Here is a 21,004-nt window from a genome sequence, read left to right as displayed (position 1 = left end):
GGGCATAACGCGCTGCGGCGTAGGGTCGGACACAGGTGGTGCCTGCACCACGCCTGTCCAAACGAGGAATACGCACATGATTGATTACCAGCTGCAGGGCAAGACCGCGATCGTCACTGGCGGCGTGTCGGGCATCGGCCTGGCCGTTGCTGAAATGCTCGCCGCGTCCGGTGCCCGGATTGCCGTGTGGGACCTCAAGCAGGAGGCAGTGGATGCCACGGTCACTGATCTGAAGGCCAAGGGTGCCGAGGCCATCGGGATCGCGTTGGACGTTACCGATGAGGCGGCCGTCGAGGCCGCCGTGAAGCGCACCGTGGACGCATTCGGCGGGGTGGATATCGCGGTCAACAATGCCGGCATCTCCGGCCCGGCTGCGAGCAGCGGTGACTACCCCATCGACGGCTGGCGGCGGGTGATCGATGTGAACCTGACCAGTGTCTTCCTGTGCCAGCGTGCGCAGATCCAGGCCATGCGTGCAGCGGGCAAAGGCGGAAGCATCATCAACATGGCCTCGATCCTCGGCCAGGTGGGTTACGCCGGATCGTGCGCCTACGCGGCGGCCAAGCACGGGGTGGTGGGCCTGACCCAGACCGCCGCGTGGGAGCACGCCGCCGACAGGATCCGCATCAATGCCGTGGGTCCGGGATTCATCAGCACGCCGTTGCTGGAGACGATGGAACCCAAGGTGCGCGCGACCCTGGAAGGGCGCCATGCGATGAAGCGGCTGGGTACGCCGGAGGAGGTGGCGGCGTTGGTCGCGTGGTTGTCCAGCGATGCGGCATCGTTCGCGACCGGCACGTATTACGCCATCGATGGCGGATACCTGGCCGTGTGAGCTGCGGCGCCGGCGCGATGTGCGCGGGGCAGGGTGCGGCGGTGCCGGTTGCCGCCGCCGCGCGCGCGGCTTCACGTCATCCGCACGTGACCCTCGCCAACGTGCCGGATCATTCGACCGGAGTTGTGCGATGGATCTCAGCCAGGATGTCTCGATCCTGCTACGTGTGGCGGCGGCCATGGTCTTCGGTGGCGTCATCGGCTTCGAGCGGGAGCTCGGCAAGCATGCCGCCGGCCTGCGTACCCACATGCTCATCGCCGGTGCGGCCGCCCTGATCGTGGGCCTGGGGGATTCGGTCGCCGAGCATTTCCGCCAGGAGCAGTACCGCGACCTGCTGCAGGTCGACCCCATCCGATTGATCGAAGCGGTGATTGCCTGCGTGGGCTTCGTGGCGGCCGGCACGATCCTGCGGGGTTCGCGCGACGGTGAGGTCAGCGGATTGACCACGGCCAGCTCGCTGATCATGTCGGCTGCGGTGGGAATTGCCGTGGGCATCGGGGCGTATGTCATCGCCACCGGGGTCACGTTGATGTGCGTGATCGTGCTGGCGGTGATGCAGCGCGTTGAAAAACGCATCGAAAAGCGCGAGTGACCGCTATCGGAGGAGGGGCCCAGCGGCCGGGGTAGCCCATGGTCTAATGGGCTTGATGGCGGCGGGGCGGTTCACTGCGTCCCTGTACCCTGCGTGCGTTCCGCTGCTCCCGGACCTTGGCTGACCGATGATCATCTCCGCTTCCTCCGATTACCGTGCCGCCGCGCAGCGCAGGCTGCCGCCGTTCCTGTTCCACTATCTCGATGGCGGTGCGTACGCCGAGCAGACGTTGCAGCGCAACGTGTCCGACCTTGCCGACATCGCGCTGCGCCAACGCGTCCTGCGTGACATGGCCGAACTCAGCCTGGAGACCGAGCTGTTCGGCGAAGCGATGTCGATGCCCGTTGCGCTGGCGCCGGTGGGACTGACCGGCATGTTCGCCCGACGGGGCGAAGTGCAGGCAGCGCGTGCGGCGGACCGTCACGGCATCCCCTTCACGCTGTCCACGGTGTCGGTCTGTGCGCTTGAAGAAGTCGCCCCGGCGATAAAGCGGCCGATGTGGTTCCAGCTTTATGTACTGCGTGACCGCGGCTTCATGCGCAATGCGCTGGAGCGCGCGCAGGCAGCAGGCGTCTCGACGCTGGTGTTCACCGTGGACATGCCGGTACCCGGTGCACGCTACCGCGATGCGCATTCCGGCATGAGTGGCCCGCATGCGGCGTTGCGACGCGCACTGCAGGTGCTTACGCGCCCCCGGTGGGCGTGGGACGTCGGCGTGAACGGGCGGCCGCATGATCTCGGCAACATTTCCGCGTATCGCGGTGAATCCACCGGCTTGGCCGATTACATCGGCTGGCTGGGCAGCAACTTCGACCCGTCCATCAGCTGGAAGGACCTGCAGTGGATCCGCGAGTTCTGGAAGGGGCCGATGGTGATCAAGGGGATCCTGGATCCGGACGATGCGCGCGAAGCGGTGCGCTTCGGTGCGGATGGCATCGTGGTGTCCAACCATGGCGGCCGCCAGCTGGACGGCGTGCTGTCCACGGCGCGGGCCTTGCCGCCGATCGCCGATGCGGTGCAGGGCGACCTGAAGATCCTCGTCGACTCGGGCATCCGCACCGGCCTGGACGTGGTACGCATGCTCGCCCTGGGTGCGGATACCGTACTGCTTGGGCGTGCGTTCGTGTATGCACTCGCGACGCACGGCGAGGCCGGCGTGGGCAACCTGCTGGATCTGATCGCCAGGGAAATGCGCGTGGCGATGACGCTCACCGGTGCACGGTGTATTGCGGATATCGGCCCGGATGCGCTGGTGCGGATCGATCCGCTGGCTGTGTCACCCCGCTAGCGGTGGGGTGCCGTCCCACCTGCCGCCGGTGTCTGCCGCGGCAGGATCTCCTGCTGATAATTCTCCACCACGTAGCTGAAGGGACGACGCTGGCCATCGCGCAGCAGGGCGCGCACTTCCAGCACCGTGGCACGCGTACCGTCCACGCGTGGCGGCCAGAATTCCCGGTCGTGCAGCGTCTGCCGTTTGAAGTCGAGCGGCGCCACGACACGGCCGAACGGTTCATCGCTGCTGTCCAGCGCGTGGTTCATCGCAGCCGTCAGCAGGGACGGGACATACCAGTTATCGGCTTCGGACAGCACGCGCTGGCCGCAGGTCAGCTGGACCCGGCGGTAGCGTAGCGGCGTGGCGTCTTCGATCGCGAGGGCGCTGCGCACCTCCGCCGGTGCGTCACGCTGCACGCCGCGCACGCGCACGGCGCGCACGCGCGGGGTGTCGGCAAGCCCATGCTCGGCACACCAGGCTTCAAGGGTGGCCGTCGCGCTCTGGCCTGCGAGCAGGCGCCGATGCAGGTCCGCCACCAGGGCGGCAGGGCTGGCGTGCACGGGTGCGCCCAGGGGCGGCGCGGGCAAGTCGCCTGCCGCAAGCGCGGCAATCGGCGCGGCAGCCAGCACGGAAGCGGCCTGCCAGCGAAGTCGGTCGGGGCGGTTGAACGGGCCCATGGGAGTCCACGCTTGATTCTGGTGCCTAGTTTACCCGCTGTCGTGCACGCACGGTGTGCGCTCAGCCTTGGCCATCGCCGACGTGCATGCCTGCGATGCAGGGATTTCATTTGCAGGGCCAGACGCGCGGCGCGTAAGGTCCGCAGCATTCATCCCCCTGAAGGAGGCGCAGATGCGCGCCCAGCATTTCCACGGTGCCGTGGATTCCGCCGGCCAGCCGCTGGCGTTCACCGTCGATAACGGCCGTTTCAGCCATTTCGGCGCGCCGTCGCCGGGATCGCCGCCGATGGACGCGACCGATCTCACCGGCTATACCGTGCTGCCTGCGCTGGTGGACGGCCACATCCATCTGGACAAAAGCTTTGTCGGCGACCGCTGGCATCCCCATCAGCCGGTCGCCAGCCTGCGTGAACGCCTGGCGCAGGAGAAAGACGCCTTGGCCACTGCGGCGCCGATGGCCGACCGGGCCGAAGCACTGATCCGGCAGATCGTCGGCTGGGGAACCAGTGCGGTGCGCTGCCATATCGACATGGACGCGACCACCGGGCTGCGCAACCTGCATGCCGTGCAGGACGCCCACGCGCGTTGCGCGGACCTGCTCGACATCCAGTACGTCGCCTTCCCGCAGGCCGGCGTGATGTCCTGTGCGGGTACCGCGCAGGTGTTGCAGCAGGCACTGGAATCGGGTGTGCAGGTGATCGGCGGCATCGATCCGGATCTGCTGGACGGCGATGCCCAAGGTCAGCTGGACCTGTTGTTCGATCTGGCGCAACGCCATGGCGCGCGCATCGACATCCATCTGCACGAGCCCGGCGAGCAGGGGCTGCGGCAGTTGCAGCGCATCTGCGAGCGCACGGCGGCCGGTGGATTGCAGGGGAGGGTGGCGGTGAGCCATGCCTATGCCTTGGGCGAAGTGCCATTGGCACGGGCACTGCAGGTAGGGGAGCAGTTGGCACGTGCCGATGTTGCGATCATGACCAACGCGCCGGGCGACCATCCGTTCCCGCCGGTGGCGGCCCTGCATGCGTTGGGGGTTCGCCTGTTCGCCGGCAACGACAACATCCGTGACAGCTGGTGGCCGTACGGCAACGGCGACCTGTTGCAGCGGGCGATGCTGATCGGCTACCGCTCGGGCTTCAATACCGATGCCGAGCTGCAACTGGCGCTGGACATGGTGACCACGCACGCGGCCGCGGTGCTCGGCCTGCAGGATCACGGGCTGGGCGAGGGCAAGCCGGCCACGTTCTTCGCGGTGCGCGCGGACAATGCGGCGGCGGCCGTGGCGGGCACGCCGGCGGCACGGCTGTCGATGCGCCAAGGCCGCTGGGTGGTGCCGCCACCGGCGTGACGCGCACCGATCAGGTCGACTCCTCGTCGACCTGGCGCTTGAGCTCGCGTGCCAGTGCATGCACACCCTCGTCGGCCGTGTCGCGGAACAGGATGCCGATCTCGTAATTGTCGATGAGCGGCAGCCCGTGCTCACCGTCGATGATGCGGTGATCGGCGCGGACCGCGCGGCGCGGCAGCAGACTGATGCCGATCCCATCGGCGACCGCGCCCTGGATACCGCTGAGCGAGGAACTGGTGAACGCGATGCGCCACCGTCTGCCCAGCGTTTCCACGACGTGCAGCATCTCATCCCGGTACAGGCCGCGCGGCGGGAACGTCACCAATGGCAGCACGTCTGCGGCGGAGCAGGGCGCACGGGCGCTGTCGATCCAGTGCAGGGGCTCGGGCCAGCAGTACACGCTGGGGCGACTGTTGCGTCGTTGTTTCACCAGCACCAGGTCGAGTTCGCCATGGTCGAAGCCGTGGGCGAGGTCACGGCTCAGGCCGCTGCTGATCTCGAGCCTGACCTGGGGATGGCGGCGACTGAACGTGGCCAGCATGCCGGTCGTGCGCGCGTTGACGAAGTCTTCGGGCACGCCCAGGCGCAGCGTGGTGGCCACCGTCTCGCCGGCCAATGCCTGCAGCAGTTCATCGTTCACCCCCAACATCCGCCGCGCATGGCCCAGCACGGTATGCCCGGCGTCGGTGGGCTGCACATCACGATGGCCGCGCTCGAGCAGGCGATGGCCGGCCAGTGTTTCCAGCCGACGGATCTTCTGGCTGATGGTGGACTGGGTTGAGTGCAAGCGACTGGCGGCGGCGGTGAAACTACCGCAGTCCGCGACGGCGACGAGCGCGCGCAGCAGGTCGAGCTCGAACAGCGATCTATTCGACTGCGTCATGACTGGCATTCACTTATTTTGTTTCCGCATGCGGTTTGCGACTTCTACCATGCGCTGACGGGACAGGCCAGCGCGCGGTTCCGCCCCAACCCGCGGCCGACGCGCCGCTTCGACGGATACCCGCCATGTTTGCCCGAACCCTGTTGAGTCTCGCCCTCGCCCTGCCTGCGATCGCGCAGGCGGCACCGCAGACAACGGACGTCCTGATCCGGCATGCCGTGGTGATCGACGTCGAACACGCGCGCGCCGTTCCCGGGCAAAGTGTGGCGATCCGGGGCGACGCGATTGTCGCGGTGGGGCCCGATGCCGCCATGCAGGCGCAGTGGACGGCAGCGCGGCAGGTGGAAGCTGCCGGCCGCTACCTGATCCCCGGGCTGTGGGACATGCACGTGCATTTCGGTGGCGGGCCGGCGCTGGTGGAAGAGAACAAGGCCCTGCTGCCGCTGTACATCGCGCACGGCATCACCACGGTGCGCGATGCGTCGGGCGACCTGCCGCAGCAGGTGCTTGAATGGCGTGGCGATATCGCAGCGGGCACCTTGTTCGGCCCGCGCCTGTTGACCTCCGGCGCCAAGATCGAGGGCATCAAGCCGGTATGGAAAGGCACCCTGGAGGTGGGCAGCGAGGCCGACGTGGATGCTGCCATCGTGCAGTTGCAGCGTGACCGGGTGGATTTCGTCAAGATCACCGACAGTACGCTGAAGCCGGCGTTGTTCCTGTATGCCGCCCGTGCGGCGCGCAAGGCAGGACTGAAGGCCTCCGGCCACATACCGATGGCCTTGACGGTGGAGCAGGCCGTCGATGCGGGCTTGGCGTCCATCGAGCACCTGGACTACGCCTTCAAGGCGGGCAGTCGCGACGAAGCCGCCATCGCCGCGGACTTCGCTGCCGGCAGGATCGACCGGGCACAGGCGAACCAGCGTATCGATGCCAGCTTCGACCGGCCGACGGCGATGGCCGCCTACCGTGATTTCGCCCGTCGCGGCGTATTCGTGACACCGACGCTCAATGGGGGGCGGATCCTCGACTTCCTCGATCAGGATGACCATCACGCCGACCCCTACCTGGCCTATATCGGGCCCGGCCTGCGCGCGACCTACGCGTGGCGTGTGGAGCGCGCGGCGAAGGCAACGCCGGCGCAGATCGCCGCCCGCCACCAGCATTACCACGACGTGGCCGCGGTGCTGCCGATGCTGCAGCAAGCGGGGGTGACGATCATTGCCGGTACCGATGCGGGCTTCCTCAATTCGTTCAACTTTCCCGGCATCGGCCTGCATCAGGAAATGCAGTTGTTCGTCCGCGAAGGCCTGACCGCGCCGCAGGCGCTCGCCGCCGCCACCCGCGCGGGACCTTCCTGGTTCGGCACCCTGGATCGCTATGGCGCGGTCGAAGCGGGCAAGGCCGCTGACCTGGTGCTGCTCGACGCGAACCCGTTGCAGGACATCCGGGCGACCGAACGGATCAATACGGTGATCGTGCGCGGCACCGTACTGGACCGCGCTGCACTGGATGCGTTGTTGCAGCAGGTCCGTGGCCAGGTGCAACAGTGGAACGCAGAGGCGGCGAAGGCCGCGCCCTGAGGCTTACGGATCGGGCGGTGCAGCGGGCGGGCGCCGGTGGCAGCTGCAACGGCAGCCCGTGGCCGTCGCGTCGCGATCCTGCAGCACACCGGCGAATATCTCCGCGCCCAGCAGGCCGGTCGGAAAGGCGATGATGCCGTAGCCGAGCAGGATCGCGCAGCCGGTGATGAAACGTCCCAGCGCGGTCTGTGGGGTCAGGTCGCCGTAGCCGGTCGTACTCATGGTGACGGCCGCCCAGTACACGCCCGTGGGGATGCTGTTGAACCCGTTGCGCGGTCCTTCGACGAGGAACATCACCGTGCCCAGCAGCACCAGCAGCAGGCCCATGACGCCGATGAACACCAGGATGCTGCGCCGTGCACGCACCAGTGCCTGGCGCAGGTGGCGGGTTTCTTCCAGATAGAACGGCAGCTGCAGGATCCGGAACAGCCGCAGCAGCCGCAGCAGGCGGACGTCGGCCAGCACGTGCAGGCCGGGCATCAGCAAGGCCAGGAACACCGGCAGGATCGACAGCAGGTCGACCACACCGAAGAAACTGCGCGCATAGCGCCACGGACGGCGGAGCAGCCAGAGGCGCAGCAGGTATTCCATCGTGAAAAGCGCGGTGAAGGTCCATTCCAGCACGCTGAGCAGCGGCCCATGACGGCGATGCACCTCGGGCACGCTGTCGGCCATCAGCACCAGCACGCTGAGTACGATGAGCACCAGCACGCCCGCTTCGATGCGGCGGACCCGTGCGCGGTGTTCGGCATGGCATCGCGCCGTGTCGCGCAGGCGGGCAAGCAGGGCGATCATTCGTCTTCGCCGGTGGGGAGGGAGTGGCGGCGCAGGTCATCCACGCCAAGCAGCTTCGTCGCTGGCCGCAGACAGCGGAATACAACAATCACGAAAGGTGAGCCCTGCCGCGTACCGCGCTTGGCAGGCAGCGAACCGATGAACGACGGTGGGCCTTCCACGGAGGCTTTTCATGCGCACGGTGATCCTGAGGACGCTGGTCTGGGTGCTGACGCTTCTCCCGGCGGTGGCAACGAGCGTGCAGGCACGGGACGGGGGGGACATCCATCGCTGCGTCGCCGCGGGTGCCGTGCGCTATCAGGACCGGCCCTGCGCGGTCGATGAGGCCGGCGGGCAATGGCGGCCGCACGATGGAGGCACTGCGACCCGTCAGGCGGGAGCAACGCCCAGCGCGCCGCGCCGCGCCGCCGTTACCCGCAAGCGCGGTGCACGCGTGCAATCGCGCGGCCAGGCGGCGCTGATCACCCTCCAGCGTGATCCCGATGCCTGCAGGCGGATGCAGCGCCTGCGCGAGGAGGCCTTGCGTCGTGCACTGCGGCGACCGGACTACCTCATGCAGCGCGGCTGGGACGATCGCGTGCGCGAGGCCTGTCGCTGAGGAGGCCGCGGCTTCCGCGATTCAGGCGGGTCCTATAGGGACCCACGTCCGGTCTGCATATCGTGGATGGTCCTTTCCCAACGCTCGCTGCGCTGCGTCGGCCGCGCTGCTCCCGCGCGCGACCGCGGCCCCGCCCCCCCCGTCATGAGCCCCTTGCTGCGATCCATCATGGCGCGCCTTCAGCCCCTGCAGGACACGTGCGCCAACGACGAGGACCTGCGCGCGCTGCGCAGCCATCCGCGCCGGCTGCTGCTGATCGCCGGCGCGTTGCTGAGCGTCCTGCTGCTGGCGGCGCTGGCGACGGCGGTGTGGCTGCATGCGCGCAGCTACGAGGAAAATCGGCTGCAGGCGTTCATCCGTGCCCGGACCGCACTGGATGCGCAGCTGACCCGGCATGACGCGAGCTACGCGCGTCTGGTCAACATGACCGAGTACGCGTGGCGGCACCGCATGGACAGCGACCCGGCGGTACTGGAAGCAGAAACCCGGCGCTACCTGGCCGACGCCCAGACGCTGCGGTTGCAGCAGGGTGCGCAGGACGCCCCGCAGCTCGTGCTGGGGCTGGGGACCGATCACTGGCCCGCAGAACGGCTGCATCGCTACCTGGCGCTGGCACGTACCATGTCGGTCATCACGCGGATGGCGTTCAACGGACCCGATGCGGAAGCCGCGGGCGCTGCCTACTTCCTGGACCCCACCGGGCATCTGGTCGTGATCAACGAAGGGCTGGACGACAGCGGCACCGGCATCGCGAGCGCCGAGCGTGATCGCCAAGGCACGTTCGGCCAGCTACGGGCCTATGCGCACCTGCTACCGCCGGCCTCGGCGGCCGATACGGTCCCTGCGCTGCGTGCCAGCCATGGCCGGGGGGAGGCGCGCATCGGCTTTGCCGCACACCCGGTGACCGGGCGGGCGTCGCTGGTCACCGTGTTTGCCGCGCACGACGGCCGACGCGGACTGGGTGTCTTCGTGGCGTTCGAGCCGACTGCGGGGCTGGCGCAGGTTCTGCGCGAGGCCAGTGACAGCAACCTGCAGGTGATGGCGCCCAACGGCGAAGTCATCCTGGGATCGCGCAGCGCAGCGGCCGATGGCGTGGTCGGCACCCTGCACGATGCCGGGATCTGGTCGCATGCGGACGACGGCATCGTCCAGTACCGTCGCAACGGCCGCAGGGTGATCGCTTCATTGGTCACGGGCACGGACTGGGCGCTGGTGACCACCGTTGGCTGGCGCGACATGCTGGCTGACGGAACGCCCATGTTGTGCCTGGCACTGGCCCTGTGGGCGGGCTTGATGGCAGGTCTGTGGGGGCTGCTGGCGTGGGTGGACCGGCACGTGCTGGCGCCTGCTGCTGCGCGCGCCATGCAGGTGTACGCGAACGAAGCCCTGTTCCGTTCGTTGATCCAGATGACGCCGGCAGGACTCTGCCTGGTGGACATCGAGCAGCGCGTGCCGCAGGTGCAGAACGAGCTGGCGCGCCGCTATGCCGGTGCCGCCGAACGCTCCGGGGTCGCGCTGTACGATGCGCTGGTCGACGGTTACGCCGAGGCGGTTTCGCGTCGTGACGACAACCTGGACATCCGAGAGTTCCAGGTCTTTTACCCAGGCGGCCGCGGCGCGGTGGCGACGCACCTGCTCGTCAATGCCACGCCGCTGTTCGACAGTGCAGGCAGGGTGCTGCTGTGTACTTTGCAGGACCTGACCGCGAGGGTGGAACTGCAGGTGCAGAAAGACCAGCTGCGCGATGAAGCCGAGGCGGCGCACCGCGCCCGGTCCCGGTTCCTGGCGGCCATGAGCCATGAGATACGCACCCCGCTGCACGGCATCCTGGGCCATCTGGAGCTCTTCGCACGCTCGTCGCTGGATATCGAACAGCGTGCGCGCCTGGGCCGCATCACCCAGTCCGCCGATTCGCTCCTGCTGATCATCAACGACGTACTGGACCTGGAGCGTGCCGCATCCGGCCGTCTGGAGCTGGACAGCGCCGTGTTCGAGCCGGCCCTGCTGCTGGAGCGGGTGGCGCTGCTGTACGCGCCGTTGTCGCAGGGCAAGGGCGTGGACCTGGACCTGCTGGTCGACGGGTCGTTGGCGCCACGGTACCGCGGTGCCGCGGACCGGGTGGAGCAGGTGCTGCGCAACCTCGTCAGCAACGCCGTCAAGTTCACCGCGTCGGGTCGGATCGAGATCCGGGCCGTCTCCTCACGACATCCCCACTGCCTGCGGCTGGAAGTCGCCGACTCCGGGGTCGGCCTCAGCGAGGTGCAACAGCGCAGGCTGTTCGAGCCGTTCGCGCAGGCCGATGCCTCAATTGCCGGCCGTTTCGGCGGCTCTGGCCTGGGGCTGTCGCTGTCCCGGCAGCTCTGTCATCTGATGGGCGGTGAGATCGATGTACACAGCACGCCGGGGGTGGGCAGCGTGTTCGGTTTCGATATCGAGGCACAGGCGGTGGAAACAACCGCTGACGCTGCGCCTCCGCTGCAGGGGCGCGGTGTGCTGCTGTACTCCGCCACCGTGACGTGGCGCGAAGAGCTTGCCCGTCGTCTGCGTGCATGGGGCGCCAAGGTGGTGGTGCTGGAATCGCTGCAGCAGATCGAGGCCGTGGCGTCATGCCGCGCACTGCCGTTGGTGATCTTCGAGCGGAACCAGCGTGCGGCACGAGGAACGGTGGATGGATTCCGTGGACGGATCGTGCGGGTGCGCGGCGATGGGCCGCTGCGCGCCGCTGGCCCACCCGGCGACCTGCGGGTGTCGGCGTACTCGGCCGCCGCGCTGCTGGAGGCGCTGCAGGCTGACATTGCGGATGAAGCCATCGGCGGCACAGCGGATCCGGGCGGCGACATGGAAACCCCTGCGACGATGAGCTAGATTCGACGCGCGCAGACGCGCACGAGGAACTGCCTTGGACCCGCTGTCATCCACCTTGGGAACGACCGTGCAGGCACGCCCGTCGCTCGCTTCACTGCGCCGCCACCAGCGTCGCCTGCTGTTCGGCGGTGGGGGGCTGGTCAGCCTGCTGATCGTGGCCACGCTGCTGATGGCGGTGTTTTCGGACGTCGATACGTTCCACGCCGAAGAACGCCAGCGCTTCGTCGACGCGCGCTCGGCGGTCGACTACTTCCTGTTCCAGCGGGATCGCGCCTACGCCAGCAACATCAATGGCAGCGAGATGATGTGGAATACGCAGCAGCCGAGGCTGAAGACGCTGGGCGCTCCATTGGCTGACCGTTTTCTGGCCAATGGCGGGCAGCTGCTGGTGCGCGCCGAAGGGCGCACGGCGGTGCCGTGGCTGGTGCTCGGGGCGAAGGACAATCCGGTGCCGCGGCCGCTGCTGGATGCCTACATGGGCATCATGCATGAGTACTCGGTGTACACGGCAGCATCGGTGGCCGCGCTGCGGTCGGTGGGACCGGTCACGATGTATTTCTACGAACCGAAGCGCCGGCTGCTGGCCGTGTCCGGTGTCACCGACGAGGCACAGCTGCTGCGTGCCCTGCGGGTCAGCAGCCGCGAAGAAGCCTTTACCCGCTTGCTGGCGACCGAAGCACGGGCGCTGCGCATGCGTCCCGCCGTCGGCCCGGTGCAGAGCGCAGCGGGCGGAGGCCGCATGGTGTCGACCTTCGACGCCAATCCCATCACCGGCCAGCCTTCGCTGGTTGCGCTGCAGTTGCTGCAGCAGGGCCGCGAACCGATTCTGCGTCGGGTGGCGTTCGAGCCGGTGGACACCATCAAGGCACGGCTGGACGCGCGGGAGTCGGGCGCCTATACGGTCATTACCGACGACGGCCGCACGGTGCTGCGCAGTGCCGGTGCGGCTGCCGCCATCGCGCCCGCATTGGCCAGGCGCGTGAACGACGAGGCGGGAAAGGCCGACGTCCGGTTCTACCAGGATGGCCAGTTCGTGGTGGCCGGTCCGGTGGCGGCAGTGGACTGGCGCATTCTGCATACCTATGGCTGGGGCGACCTGTGGCACGACAAAGGTCACCGGCTGTTGGCCCAGCTGCTGGCGGCGACGCTGATCCTCGCTGCGTTGTGGTGGGTGTTGCTGCGGCTGGATCGGCGCGTCTTCATGCCTGCGCTGGCAGATGCGTGGCGGGTGTACGAAAGTGAAGCGCTGAGTCGCGTCATCATCGATACCTCGCCGGTCGGCCTGGTGCTGATCGATCCGGAAAGTGGTGAGCCGCTGGTGCAGAACGAGCTTGCCCGGCAGATGGCGGATGCGGCAGCGACGGTGGACGGGCAGACCTTGCATGCGGCGCTGGCGGATAAAGTGCAGGCCGATGCGGCTAGCGGTCAGCCGGTGCGGGAGTTCCTCTGGAGCGCGCCGGTCGCCGCGCCGGACCAGCCTGCGCTCAGACTCCAGGTGGCCATGGCATTGGCTGCGTACCGCGACCGTGCCGTGTGGGTGTGCGCGTTGCGCGATGTGACCGCTCAAGCCGAGCTGGAGCAGACGCTGCGAAGTGCGCGTCACGATGCAGAGCGTGCACGCGCTGCCGCCGAATCGGCATCGCGGGCCAAGTCGGCGTTCGTCGCCACGATGAGCCACGAAATCCGTACCCCGCTCAATGGCGTGCTGGGGCACCTGGAGCTGCTGGCGCGTTCGCCGATGCAGCCGGCGCAGCGCGAGCGGGTGGCGCGTATCCGTCTTTCGGCCGATGCGCTGCTCGGCATCATCAGCGACGTGCTGGACTTTTCCAAGATCGAGGCCGGACAGCTGGACATCGATCCGGTCGCATTCACGCCGCGGCCGCTGATCGAGCAGGCGGCGTTGCTGTTTGCGCCGGAAGCCCAGCGCAAGGGCGTCAAATTGTTCTACGCCATCGCCCCAGAGCTCGAGCGCACGTTCCAGGCGGACATGCACCGCATCCGCCAGGTGCTGAACAACCTGCTTGGCAATGCGGTCAAGTTCACCGAGTCGGGCCGCATCGTGGTACGCGCGCAGTTGCTGGAGCGTCCGCCCGGTGCCGCGCCGATGCTGCGCCTGCAGGTGGTCGACTCCGGCATCGGCCTGGGCGAGGAGGCGTTGGCGCAGTTGTTCCAGCCCTTCCAGCAGGCGGATGCGAGCATCTCGCGGCGCTATGGCGGCAGCGGCCTCGGGCTGGCGCTGTGCCAGCAGCTGGCGCGGCTGCTGGGGGGCAGCATCCGCGCAGAGAGCACCCTGGGCGTCGGCAGCGTCTTCACCTTCGAAGTGCCCGTGCAGCCGGAGGGGGCTTCGGTCAGCAGCGCACAGCCGCTGCGCGGCCGTCGCATCACGCTGCTGTCGGCGGCAGCGGAGTGGCGCCATGAAATCGCGGAACTTCTGCAGCGCTGGGGTGCGGAGGTCACGGTGCTGGAGCAGCCCCCCTTGCAGCCGTTGCCGCACGCCGATACAACGCTGCTGCTGTTCGGCGAGCGACGCGCCTGGACGGCAGACGAGGAAAATGCGCTGGCGGCGCTGCATCGTGATGTTGTCCGCGCGTCTCCGAATGGGCCCTTGTCGCCACAGCCGATGGACGATGGCGTGCATGTCAGCAGCTACGCCGCCGACGCATTGCTGCGGGCGTTGAATGACACCGTCGAGGGGGCGCCCGCCGTCGTCGCCGCAGCCCCGGTCAGCGCGATGCAGGCAGCACAGGGACGCGTGTTGCTGGTTGAAGACAATGCGGTGAACCGCGAGCTGATCCAGCAGCAGCTGGAGACACTGGGCCTGAGCGTGGACACTGCGGAGAACGGCAGTGACGGCCTGCTTGCCTGGCGCCCCGATGTACACCTGGCTGTCCTCACCGACATCAACATGCCGGTGATGGACGGTTACGCGCTGGCCCGCGCGCTGCGCGCGCGCGACAGTGCCGTGCCGATCCTGGCCATCACCGCGACGGCGCTTGCCAGCGAGCGCGAGCGCTGTCGCGCGGCGGGCATCAGTGACCTGCTGCTGAAGCCGATGAACCTGGACACGCTGGCGCGCGCGCTGGAACCGTACCTTGTGGCAAGTGCGCCTGCGGGCCCGCGTGAGGGTGGGCGGGTCGCGACGCAGGCGGGCACTGCGGACCCGCCGCCGATGGTCCTGCCGGATGCATTGCGCCGCACCTTCGTGACCAGCACGCTTGATGACCTGCAGCGGATCGCGCAAGCGCGTCTCGCGGAGGACCACGACGGCCTGCTTGATCGCCTGCATGCGGTGAAAGGCGTGCTGATGATGCTGGGCCATCGCGCGCTGGGGACCCGCTTCGGCGTCATGGAGGGGCAGTTGCGTGACGGCGTAGCCGTCGATGGCGTCGCACTCGATGCAGCGCTGTCCGATCTGCGTGCACTGGTGGACCAGCATGCCGCGCAGCTTCCGCCGACCGCGCAGGACGATTGATGGAGCGGACCGGGCCGGCGGTCCGCTCAGCCTGCAGCGGGAGCCTCCAGGCCAAGTTCAACCGCGTATTTGAACAGATCGGCATCACGCTCCACGCCCAGCTTGGCCATGCCATTGACCTTCTGCGTGCTGATGGTCTGCTTGCGCCTATCCAGTTGCTCGGCAATGGCGTTGATGCTCATACCCCCCACGAACAGGCGCAGCACTTCACGCTCCCGTGGTGAAAGTGGCACGGTACTGCGCTGGCTGCTGCGCGCCGGCAACAGCGGGGCCACGCTGGGAGACAGATAGCGTCTGCCTACATGCGCGGCCATGATGGCGGCCGCCACGTGCGATACATCGTCTCCCTTGCTGAGGATGTGGTTCACGCCGGCGTCGTACAGCGCCTGGACGACAGCGGTCTGGTCCAGTCCGGTGAACACGGCGATCTGCAGCTCGGGATAGCGCGAACGCAGCAGCTGCAGCAGCTGCAGACCGTCGCCGTGCTCGCCGTGGGGCATCGCGAAATCGGTGACCACGACATCGCACGGGTGCGCATCGAGCAGGGCGATGAGCTCGGTGGAGTTGGCGGCAGAACCGACATGGACGATCGCCGGTACGGTATCAAGTGCCGCTTCGATGGCCATCCGGATCAGGGGGTGGTCGTCGGCTATGGCTACACGGATCGAGTTATCGACCATTCTGGACTCCAGCTCTCATCGGGGGGGCAGCCTGCAGACGGGCAGCGGCGCAACTATATGCCAGCTTCGTGCCGAGGTGGCATATAGTGGCCGCCGTACCCCATCCTGGACGGGCTGCAGACGTGAAACTCCGAATCGTGCTTGCCGATGATCATCCCGTGCTGCTGGCGGGCATCGCCCACCTGTTGCAGGGCCAGCCCGGGCTGGAACTGGTGGGCATGGTCAAGGATTCCACGGCGCTGGTCGATCTGGTCAGCAGCAGCAGCGTGGACGTGGTGGTGTCGGATTTCTCGATGCCGCATGGTCGCTATGGCGACGGCATTGCCATGCTGCGTTTCCTGCAGCGACGTTTCCCGAAGACCCGGCTGGTCGTGCTGACCGGGATGGAAAGCCCCCTGGTGCTGAGGAACATTCTGGCGGCGGGCGTCCGCTGCATCGTCAGCAAGAGCGATCCGCTGGACCACCTGTTGCCGGCCGTGCGCATGGCAGCGGCGGACGGCGCGTATCAGTCCCCCGAGGTCGAGTCCCGATTGGCCGTCGAACCTGCCATGGCCGATCACGGCGCGGTGTTGTCCAAGCGCGAGAACGAAGTGCTGCGCATGTATGCCGAAGGGCTTTCGGTGATCGAGATCGCCGAGCGCATCGGTCGCAGCCGCAAGACCGTCAGTACGCAGAAGGTCGCCGCCATGCGCAAGCTCAACCTCGCCACCGACGCAGAAGTCTTCCACTACGCCATCGCACATGGGCTGGTCAACGCATCCCAACAAGCGCGGGCCAAGGCAGTCGAGTCGGAGTAGGCCCTGCACGGGATTCAGCCGGGTCCGATGCGTCCACGCTGCGGCGATGGGTATCGTGACGGGCTCCGCTTTGATCTTCCGGTGTCGATGTGTTTCCCCTGCCTCCTGTCAGCGTTGTGCTGTTGTTGGAACAGTTCGCTGATCTGGCGATACTGGAGCAGTCCACGTTCCTCGACACGCTCAACATCTATCTCTACACCTCGCCGCAGCAGCGCAGGCGCATGCGCGAGGCCTGGCGCGAAACGGCAGAGGCGCTGCCGGTCATGGAGGACCCCGACGTCGTCCGTTGAGCCTGCACCGTAGACGATGACGGCGCCCCTGGGGCGCCGTCGGCGTGCATCACGTCGGTGGAACGGGGACCCGTGCCGGGTCTCAGTCGCCGACCACCGGTGCGGCCGACGTCGTCGTCGGCGCGGGCAGCGTGGTTTCCGGGTTGCCCTGCTGCAACTGCAGCTGCTGGATCCGCTGCTGCAGGGTATCGAGCTGGCTGTTGCTGCTCTGCAGGTCGGTGCTCAGACTGACGGCCTGCTGCTGTGCCTGCTGCAGCGCGGTGCTGACCTGCAGCGACTGCGCGCGTTCCTGCTCGACCTGCGCCTGCAGGGTGCGCAGGCGCTCCTCGTTGAAGCTGACCAGGCGCTCGGTGTAGCGCTTGCCGGCATCCAGGCGGATGGTGTCGAGGCTCACCTGTGCGAGCTGCTCGGTCTGCTGCACGAACGTGCGGTACGCATGCTCGGCGTTCTCCACCGAATCGGTCTTGATGACGCGCCAGAAGTTCTTTTCCTGGAACAGCGCGACGTAGTAATTCAGCGTGCTCGGATTGAACAGCAGGCTGGCGCCGTACGCGCCGTTGTAGGTCGTGCGCAGTTCCGTCAGCTGTTGGGAATCCATCAACTGGCGGAGCTCGTCCACCGACGTGCGGGCGACGGGCGCGGTCGGAGCGGGATCCGGTCGCGGCGTGCGTTCGGTGCGCGCGGCGAACGCCGACGGTGCGGAAAGGATCATCAACAGCGCCATCGACGCGACGGTGATCCGTCGGTTGGTCGCTGCATCCCCAGAGTCATGTCGCATGTATAGACCACCCACGAGTGGATTGTTGTTGAAGTGGAGTTCCCCGCGCGCAGTCTAGCATGCGTGAAACTGTCGCCGATGCCGCGTGCATGGCGTCAATAAACCAGTTGCGCGCCGCTGCAGCTGATCGACTGCACGTGCACGTCGGTACGTCCGAGTTCCAGGCCAAGCACGTTCGCCAGCGTGATCGAGAGCAGCCTGCCGACCTCGTTCAGCAGCCCCTTCAACGGCTCCATTGCCACTTTCAATACGGCACAGAGCACCCCGGAGCAGTTCAACGTGGCACCCGGCGTGGCCACGACGCTGCCGGCGTTCGGGTCGCCGATGCCGCCGGGCCGGGTCTGCAGGAACGAGGCCAGGTTGCGCTTGACGCAGCCGTTGTAGTCGACGAGCTGGGTCAGCAGGCCGCTGCAGCTTTTTGCGGTCAGGTCACCCAGCAGCAGCGACAGCAGGCCGCCAAGCAATCCGCCATTGCGTCCCTGGGTGACATCGGCGAAGACATTCAAGGCCGATGGCTGGTCTTTCAGTGACCAGTCACCAATTGGATTCAAGTTGGCGACGCGGACATCGCCGCGCAGCACCTTGACGGCCTGATCGACATCGTAACGGCCGCTGGCCTGCCGCGTCGCATCCAGGAACTGACCGGCGAACTGCAGCGCGGTGTCGTCGGTCCTGGCGCCGGCGATGCCGGGATTGATCATGTTGGCGAGCAGCTTCATGAGCTCATTGGTGAGGGTCATCAACGAGGTGCCGATCGGCAACGCGTTGGGGTCGGTGGAGCGGGTTTCGTTCTCGGGCACGGTCACGCGCTGGGTAGCCGACAGCGCGGCCAACTGCAGCTTGTCGTTGATCAGCGGTGCGCCCAACAGGGTGAGCAGCTGTTCCTTGCCCAGGCTGGCGTCACAGACATCGCGCCGGGTGAAACGATCCGCATCGGCCACTTTGCCGATGCAGGTGCGCAGCACCGACGAGGTGACATCGAAGGTGGCGGTGCGCGGACGGGCACCACATTGCAACGATTTCAGGTCGGCATACGCGTTGGTTACGTCGACGTGCAACGGCACCTTCAGGCGGGTGCCCAGCAACGACAGCAGGCCGCCCGCCAGTGGCAGGTTGTTGGTGTCGATATCGACGAAGACACGGACCTGGGCGTTGTAGGCGCGCGCGCCGTTGTGGGTGATGCCGGGTCCTCCTTGATGCGCGCCGCCGATGCCGATCGACGGCGGTTCGATCACGGCGGCCTGCGCCTGGACGAGGCCCAGCAGGGTCAGGTTGTTGACCGCAACGCCGCGTCCGCCGTTGGCGATGCTGATGCTGGTGGTTATCAGGTCCAGGGCGTTCAGTTGCGTCTCCAATGCGCTGGCTGCCGTGCCCTCCGGTGCCACTACCTGCGCGAACAGGCCACCCCCTGTGGAATCGCTGCCCAGCTTGATGGCCAGCTGGTCGAGGTCGAGTCGGGTGGCCAGCGCGCTGCGCAGTGCGCTCAGATCGACAGCCGCCACGCCCGACTGCGCCAGCACGGTCGCCGTTGCATCCAGCAGCCGGCCCAGTGACACGCGGTGTGCGGCAAGCAGGGCGTTGAAGTCACCGACGCTGATGTTCGCATCCACGGGGATGCCGAGCGCCTGCAGCAGGCCCCCCGGCGTGATGCGTGCCTGCGCCAGTCCGTCGTAGCCGAGCAGGCTGGTCTGGTCCAGGTCGACGCCGACCAGCTTCAGGGTGTTGCCGAGAGGCGTTCTGCCATTCACCCGCAGCAGCTGGGCACCCACGCTGAAGGCGGCGCTGGGTGCGCTCCGTTTGGCGACGGCCTGTGCGCTGACGGTCGGCATCGCGGTGTTGTGGCCGAAGAAGGGCACCACGCTGCGCCGTGCCGTGACCTTGACCGCGTTCAGCGCGTGCTGCGTGCTGGCACCGGACAGGAAGTGGTCGGCCGCCGGATGGATAGGCTTCCAGCTGCCACACTGGATATCGACCTGGCCGCCGAACCGGTTTTCCACCAGCGCGTTGCGGCGTGCCGCCGTATTGTCGCCCAGGCCGGCACTGCACAGATCCAGCCGCTGGGCGCCAGCGATGGCCGACAGGTCAGCCGTCTTCTGCGCGTCACGCTTTGCCCAGTACAGATAGCCGACCTCCACCAGGCCCAGCATGGTCACCAGGCCGACCATCAGCAGCAGCATGGTGACCGACATGGCACCGCGTTGCCGTGCGCGGCAGGGTATCGCGCGGCGGCGGGCCATGGTCAGTTGCTCCCTGCTTTGGTTGAGGTCCCGACGGTGTTTTCAAAGTACTCGGGCAGTTCGTGCTCGAAGCTCTTCAGGTAGCGCGCGTAGCTGGCGCGCGCCTGGTCGCCCAGTACGGGCAGGCCGGGCCCGGCCTGCGTGCCCGATGCCTGCAGACGGATCAGGTCGCGGGTGGCCTGGCCCGGTTCCCCGGACAGCGTGGCGACGGACGCGGCGCGGTAGGCGGGGGGCGGGACGGGGCCTGGTGCAGCCGGTCGTGCAGCGTCGGCGGCAGGCGGTGCAGGCACCTGGGCCTCGGTGCGCAACGGCACCACAGGGTCACCGAGCATGCGCCCGGTGACCGGTGCCTGCTGCGCGGCGGCGGCGGCCGCTGACAGCAGGGCGAGTGCAAGGCTGCAGCCGAGCAGGGTAGGTGAGGTCATGGGGTGCTCTCCGTGGCAGTGGCGATGTGGCCAAAGCGCTCCAGCATGGTGGCGGGAAGCGCGCTGTCGGGACGTACGGGGGTGGCGCGGACAGGGACGGTCCGGCGGTCTGCAGCGCCAGGCTGCGGCGCGCCGCGGCGCCGGTCATCTGCGGATGCGATGCCGGGTGATGAAGCGGCGGACGCCGCCTGCGTGCTGCTGGCGCGCTGGCGCAGTGCGACGGCTTGGCGCTGCACCTCGCTGCGCGTGAAAGCGGAGGCGTTGCCTCGTTGCAGCAGGCGCTCGGCCGTGTCCGGGTCGTTGCGCAGCAGCGCCCACACCGCGAGGTTCGCAACAGCACGCGGATCGCCCGGTACGAGCTCCAGTGCCTGCGCGAGCGGAGCCTGCGCCTGTTCGAGTTTGCCTGCACGCAGGCGTGCGTAGCCGAGGTCACCCAGCACGGCGGTATCCAGCGGCATCAGGTGGGCCGCGCGTGCGAGGGCAGCTTCCGCCTTGTCATCCTGGTCGCGCTGCGCCGCGATCAGGCCGATGCCGTGCCAGGCCGCCGCCGCTTGGTCGCCGCGCGTCAGGGTGACGTACAGGGCATCGGCCGCGTCCAGTTGGCCGGTCTGGCGCAGGGCGTCGGCCTGCAGCAGTCGCACGGCGGGTGTATCGCCATGGCGCTGCCTGAACGCATCGATGTGGGCCAGCGACGCGTAGTAGGCGCCTTGCTTCTGCATGCGCTGGATCAGGTCAAGGTAGGTGCCGCGCGTGTTGACCGCGTCCGCGCCGGGCTCGACCAGGCTGGGGGCGACCTGGCGATAGCCGCCGACGGTCTGCGAACACGCGGTGGCCAGCAGGCAGCAGCTCAAGGTCAGTATCAGGTGTCGCCGCATCGTC

18 protein-coding genes are annotated in these 21,004 nt (G+C 67.8%); 10 read left to right on the top strand and 8 right to left on the bottom strand.

Translation table 11 applies throughout. The features are described from left to right. Nucleotides 1–76: 76 nt before the first annotated feature. The 3 genes from IFT65_RS02040 to lldD all read left to right on the top strand — a co-directional run bounded on the left by IFT65_RS02040 (nt 77) and on the right by lldD (nt 2,715). Nucleotides 77–835, top strand: a complete 759-nt coding sequence (locus tag IFT65_RS02040; protein ID WP_192079762.1) for an SDR family NAD(P)-dependent oxidoreductase — start codon at nt 77–79, stop codon at nt 833–835. A gap of 130 nt (nt 836–965) precedes the next feature. After that, a complete protein-coding gene (locus tag IFT65_RS02035; RefSeq protein WP_192079760.1) occupies nt 966–1,427 on the top strand; it encodes an MgtC/SapB family protein in 462 nt (153 codons plus the stop codon). 127 nt (nt 1,428–1,554) lie between these two features. Continuing rightward, nucleotides 1,555–2,715, top strand: a complete 1,161-nt coding sequence (lldD, locus tag IFT65_RS02030; protein ID WP_192079758.1) for an FMN-dependent L-lactate dehydrogenase LldD — start codon at nt 1,555–1,557, stop codon at nt 2,713–2,715. Here lldD and IFT65_RS02025 read toward each other — a convergent pair. Further along, nucleotides 2,712–3,377 (bottom strand): hypothetical protein, encoded by a 666-nt coding sequence (locus tag IFT65_RS02025; protein WP_192079755.1) that lies wholly within the window; start codon nt 3,375–3,377, stop codon nt 2,712–2,714. The two genes, lldD and IFT65_RS02025, sit on opposite strands and share 4 nt — an antisense overlap. A 172-nt stretch (nt 3,378–3,549) precedes the next feature. Between IFT65_RS02025 and IFT65_RS02020 the strand changes: the two genes are divergently transcribed. Continuing rightward, a complete protein-coding gene (locus tag IFT65_RS02020) occupies nt 3,550–4,725 on the top strand; it encodes an amidohydrolase family protein (protein ID WP_192079753.1) in 1,176 nt (391 codons plus the stop codon). 10 nt (nt 4,726–4,735) lie between these two features. On the opposite strand, the gene IFT65_RS02015 is transcribed toward IFT65_RS02020, so the two are convergent. Further along, the gene (locus IFT65_RS02015) at nt 4,736–5,617 is read right to left on the bottom strand and encodes a LysR substrate-binding domain-containing protein (RefSeq protein WP_192079751.1); all 882 of its coding nucleotides are present in this window, start codon (nt 5,615–5,617) and stop codon (nt 4,736–4,738) included. 116 nt (nt 5,618–5,733) lie between these two features. On the opposite strand from IFT65_RS02015, the gene IFT65_RS02010 reads away from it, so the two are divergent. After that, nucleotides 5,734–7,188, top strand: a complete 1,455-nt coding sequence (locus tag IFT65_RS02010; protein ID WP_192079749.1) for an amidohydrolase family protein — start codon at nt 5,734–5,736, stop codon at nt 7,186–7,188. Between the two features lie 3 nt (nt 7,189–7,191). Here the strand turns inward: IFT65_RS02010 and IFT65_RS02005 are convergent, their stop codons facing one another. Next, on the bottom strand, nt 7,192–7,983 hold the full coding sequence (locus tag IFT65_RS02005; protein ID WP_192079746.1) for a potassium channel family protein: 792 nt from the start codon (nt 7,981–7,983) through the stop codon (nt 7,192–7,194). 172 nt (nt 7,984–8,155) lie between these two features. Here IFT65_RS02005 and IFT65_RS02000 point away from each other — a divergent pair, with 172 nt between their 5' ends. From IFT65_RS02000 to IFT65_RS01990, 3 genes are all read left to right on the top strand, one after another. Further along, a complete protein-coding gene (locus IFT65_RS02000; RefSeq protein WP_192079744.1) occupies nt 8,156–8,581 on the top strand; it encodes a hypothetical protein in 426 nt (141 codons plus the stop codon). A gap of 168 nt (nt 8,582–8,749) precedes the next feature. After that, nucleotides 8,750–11,446, top strand: a complete 2,697-nt coding sequence (locus IFT65_RS01995) for an ATP-binding protein (RefSeq protein ID WP_192079742.1) — start codon at nt 8,750–8,752, stop codon at nt 11,444–11,446. 34 nt (nt 11,447–11,480) lie between these two features. Beyond that, entirely contained in the window at nt 11,481–14,918 is a 3,438-nt protein-coding gene (locus IFT65_RS01990) for a hybrid sensor histidine kinase/response regulator (RefSeq protein WP_249404990.1), read from the top strand. 26 nt (nt 14,919–14,944) lie between these two features. On the opposite strand, the gene IFT65_RS01985 is transcribed toward IFT65_RS01990, so the two are convergent. Continuing rightward, nucleotides 14,945–15,598: a response regulator transcription factor gene (locus IFT65_RS01985; RefSeq protein WP_192079741.1), complete on the bottom strand. Its 654-nt coding sequence runs from the start codon at nt 15,596–15,598 to the stop codon at nt 14,945–14,947. Between the two features lie 122 nt (nt 15,599–15,720). Between IFT65_RS01985 and IFT65_RS18905 the strand changes: the two genes are divergently transcribed. Beyond that, nucleotides 15,721–16,395 carry a response regulator gene (locus tag IFT65_RS18905; RefSeq protein WP_192079739.1) on the top strand — a complete coding sequence of 225 codons (675 nt, stop codon included), beginning with the start codon at nt 15,721–15,723 and terminating at the stop codon, nt 16,393–16,395. Nucleotides 16,396–16,484: 89 nt separating this feature from the next. Further along, entirely contained in the window at nt 16,485–16,685 is a 201-nt protein-coding gene (locus tag IFT65_RS01975) for a hypothetical protein (RefSeq protein WP_192079737.1), read from the top strand. An 82-nt stretch (nt 16,686–16,767) separates the two neighbouring features. Here the strand turns inward: IFT65_RS01975 and IFT65_RS01970 are convergent, their stop codons facing one another. The 4 genes from IFT65_RS01970 to IFT65_RS01955 form a co-directional block, all read right to left on the bottom strand. Then, nucleotides 16,768–17,463, bottom strand: a complete 696-nt coding sequence (locus IFT65_RS01970; protein ID WP_192079735.1) for a DUF2968 domain-containing protein — start codon at nt 17,461–17,463, stop codon at nt 16,768–16,770. A 95-nt stretch (nt 17,464–17,558) separates the two neighbouring features. Continuing rightward, nucleotides 17,559–19,700: a TadG family pilus assembly protein gene (locus IFT65_RS01965; RefSeq protein ID WP_192079733.1), complete on the bottom strand. Its 2,142-nt coding sequence runs from the start codon at nt 19,698–19,700 to the stop codon at nt 17,559–17,561. Nucleotides 19,701–19,702: 2 nt separating this feature from the next. Continuing rightward, nucleotides 19,703–20,125, bottom strand: coding sequence for a DUF3613 domain-containing protein (locus tag IFT65_RS01960; RefSeq protein WP_192079731.1), 423 nt, complete (start codon nt 20,123–20,125; stop codon nt 19,703–19,705). Then, entirely contained in the window at nt 20,122–21,000 is an 879-nt protein-coding gene (locus tag IFT65_RS01955; protein WP_192079729.1) for a tetratricopeptide repeat protein, read from the bottom strand. The genes IFT65_RS01960 and IFT65_RS01955 overlap by 4 nt, the downstream gene beginning before the upstream one ends. Nucleotides 21,001–21,004: the final 4 nt, after the last annotated feature.

Origin of the sequence: Stenotrophomonas sp. CFBP 13725, from assembly GCF_014841935.1 — a bacterium.
Classification (GTDB): domain Bacteria; phylum Pseudomonadota; class Gammaproteobacteria; order Xanthomonadales; family Xanthomonadaceae; genus Stenotrophomonas.
The sequence above is the reverse complement of the archived record's forward strand: the minus strand, read 5'-3'. Positions and strand labels throughout refer to the sequence as shown.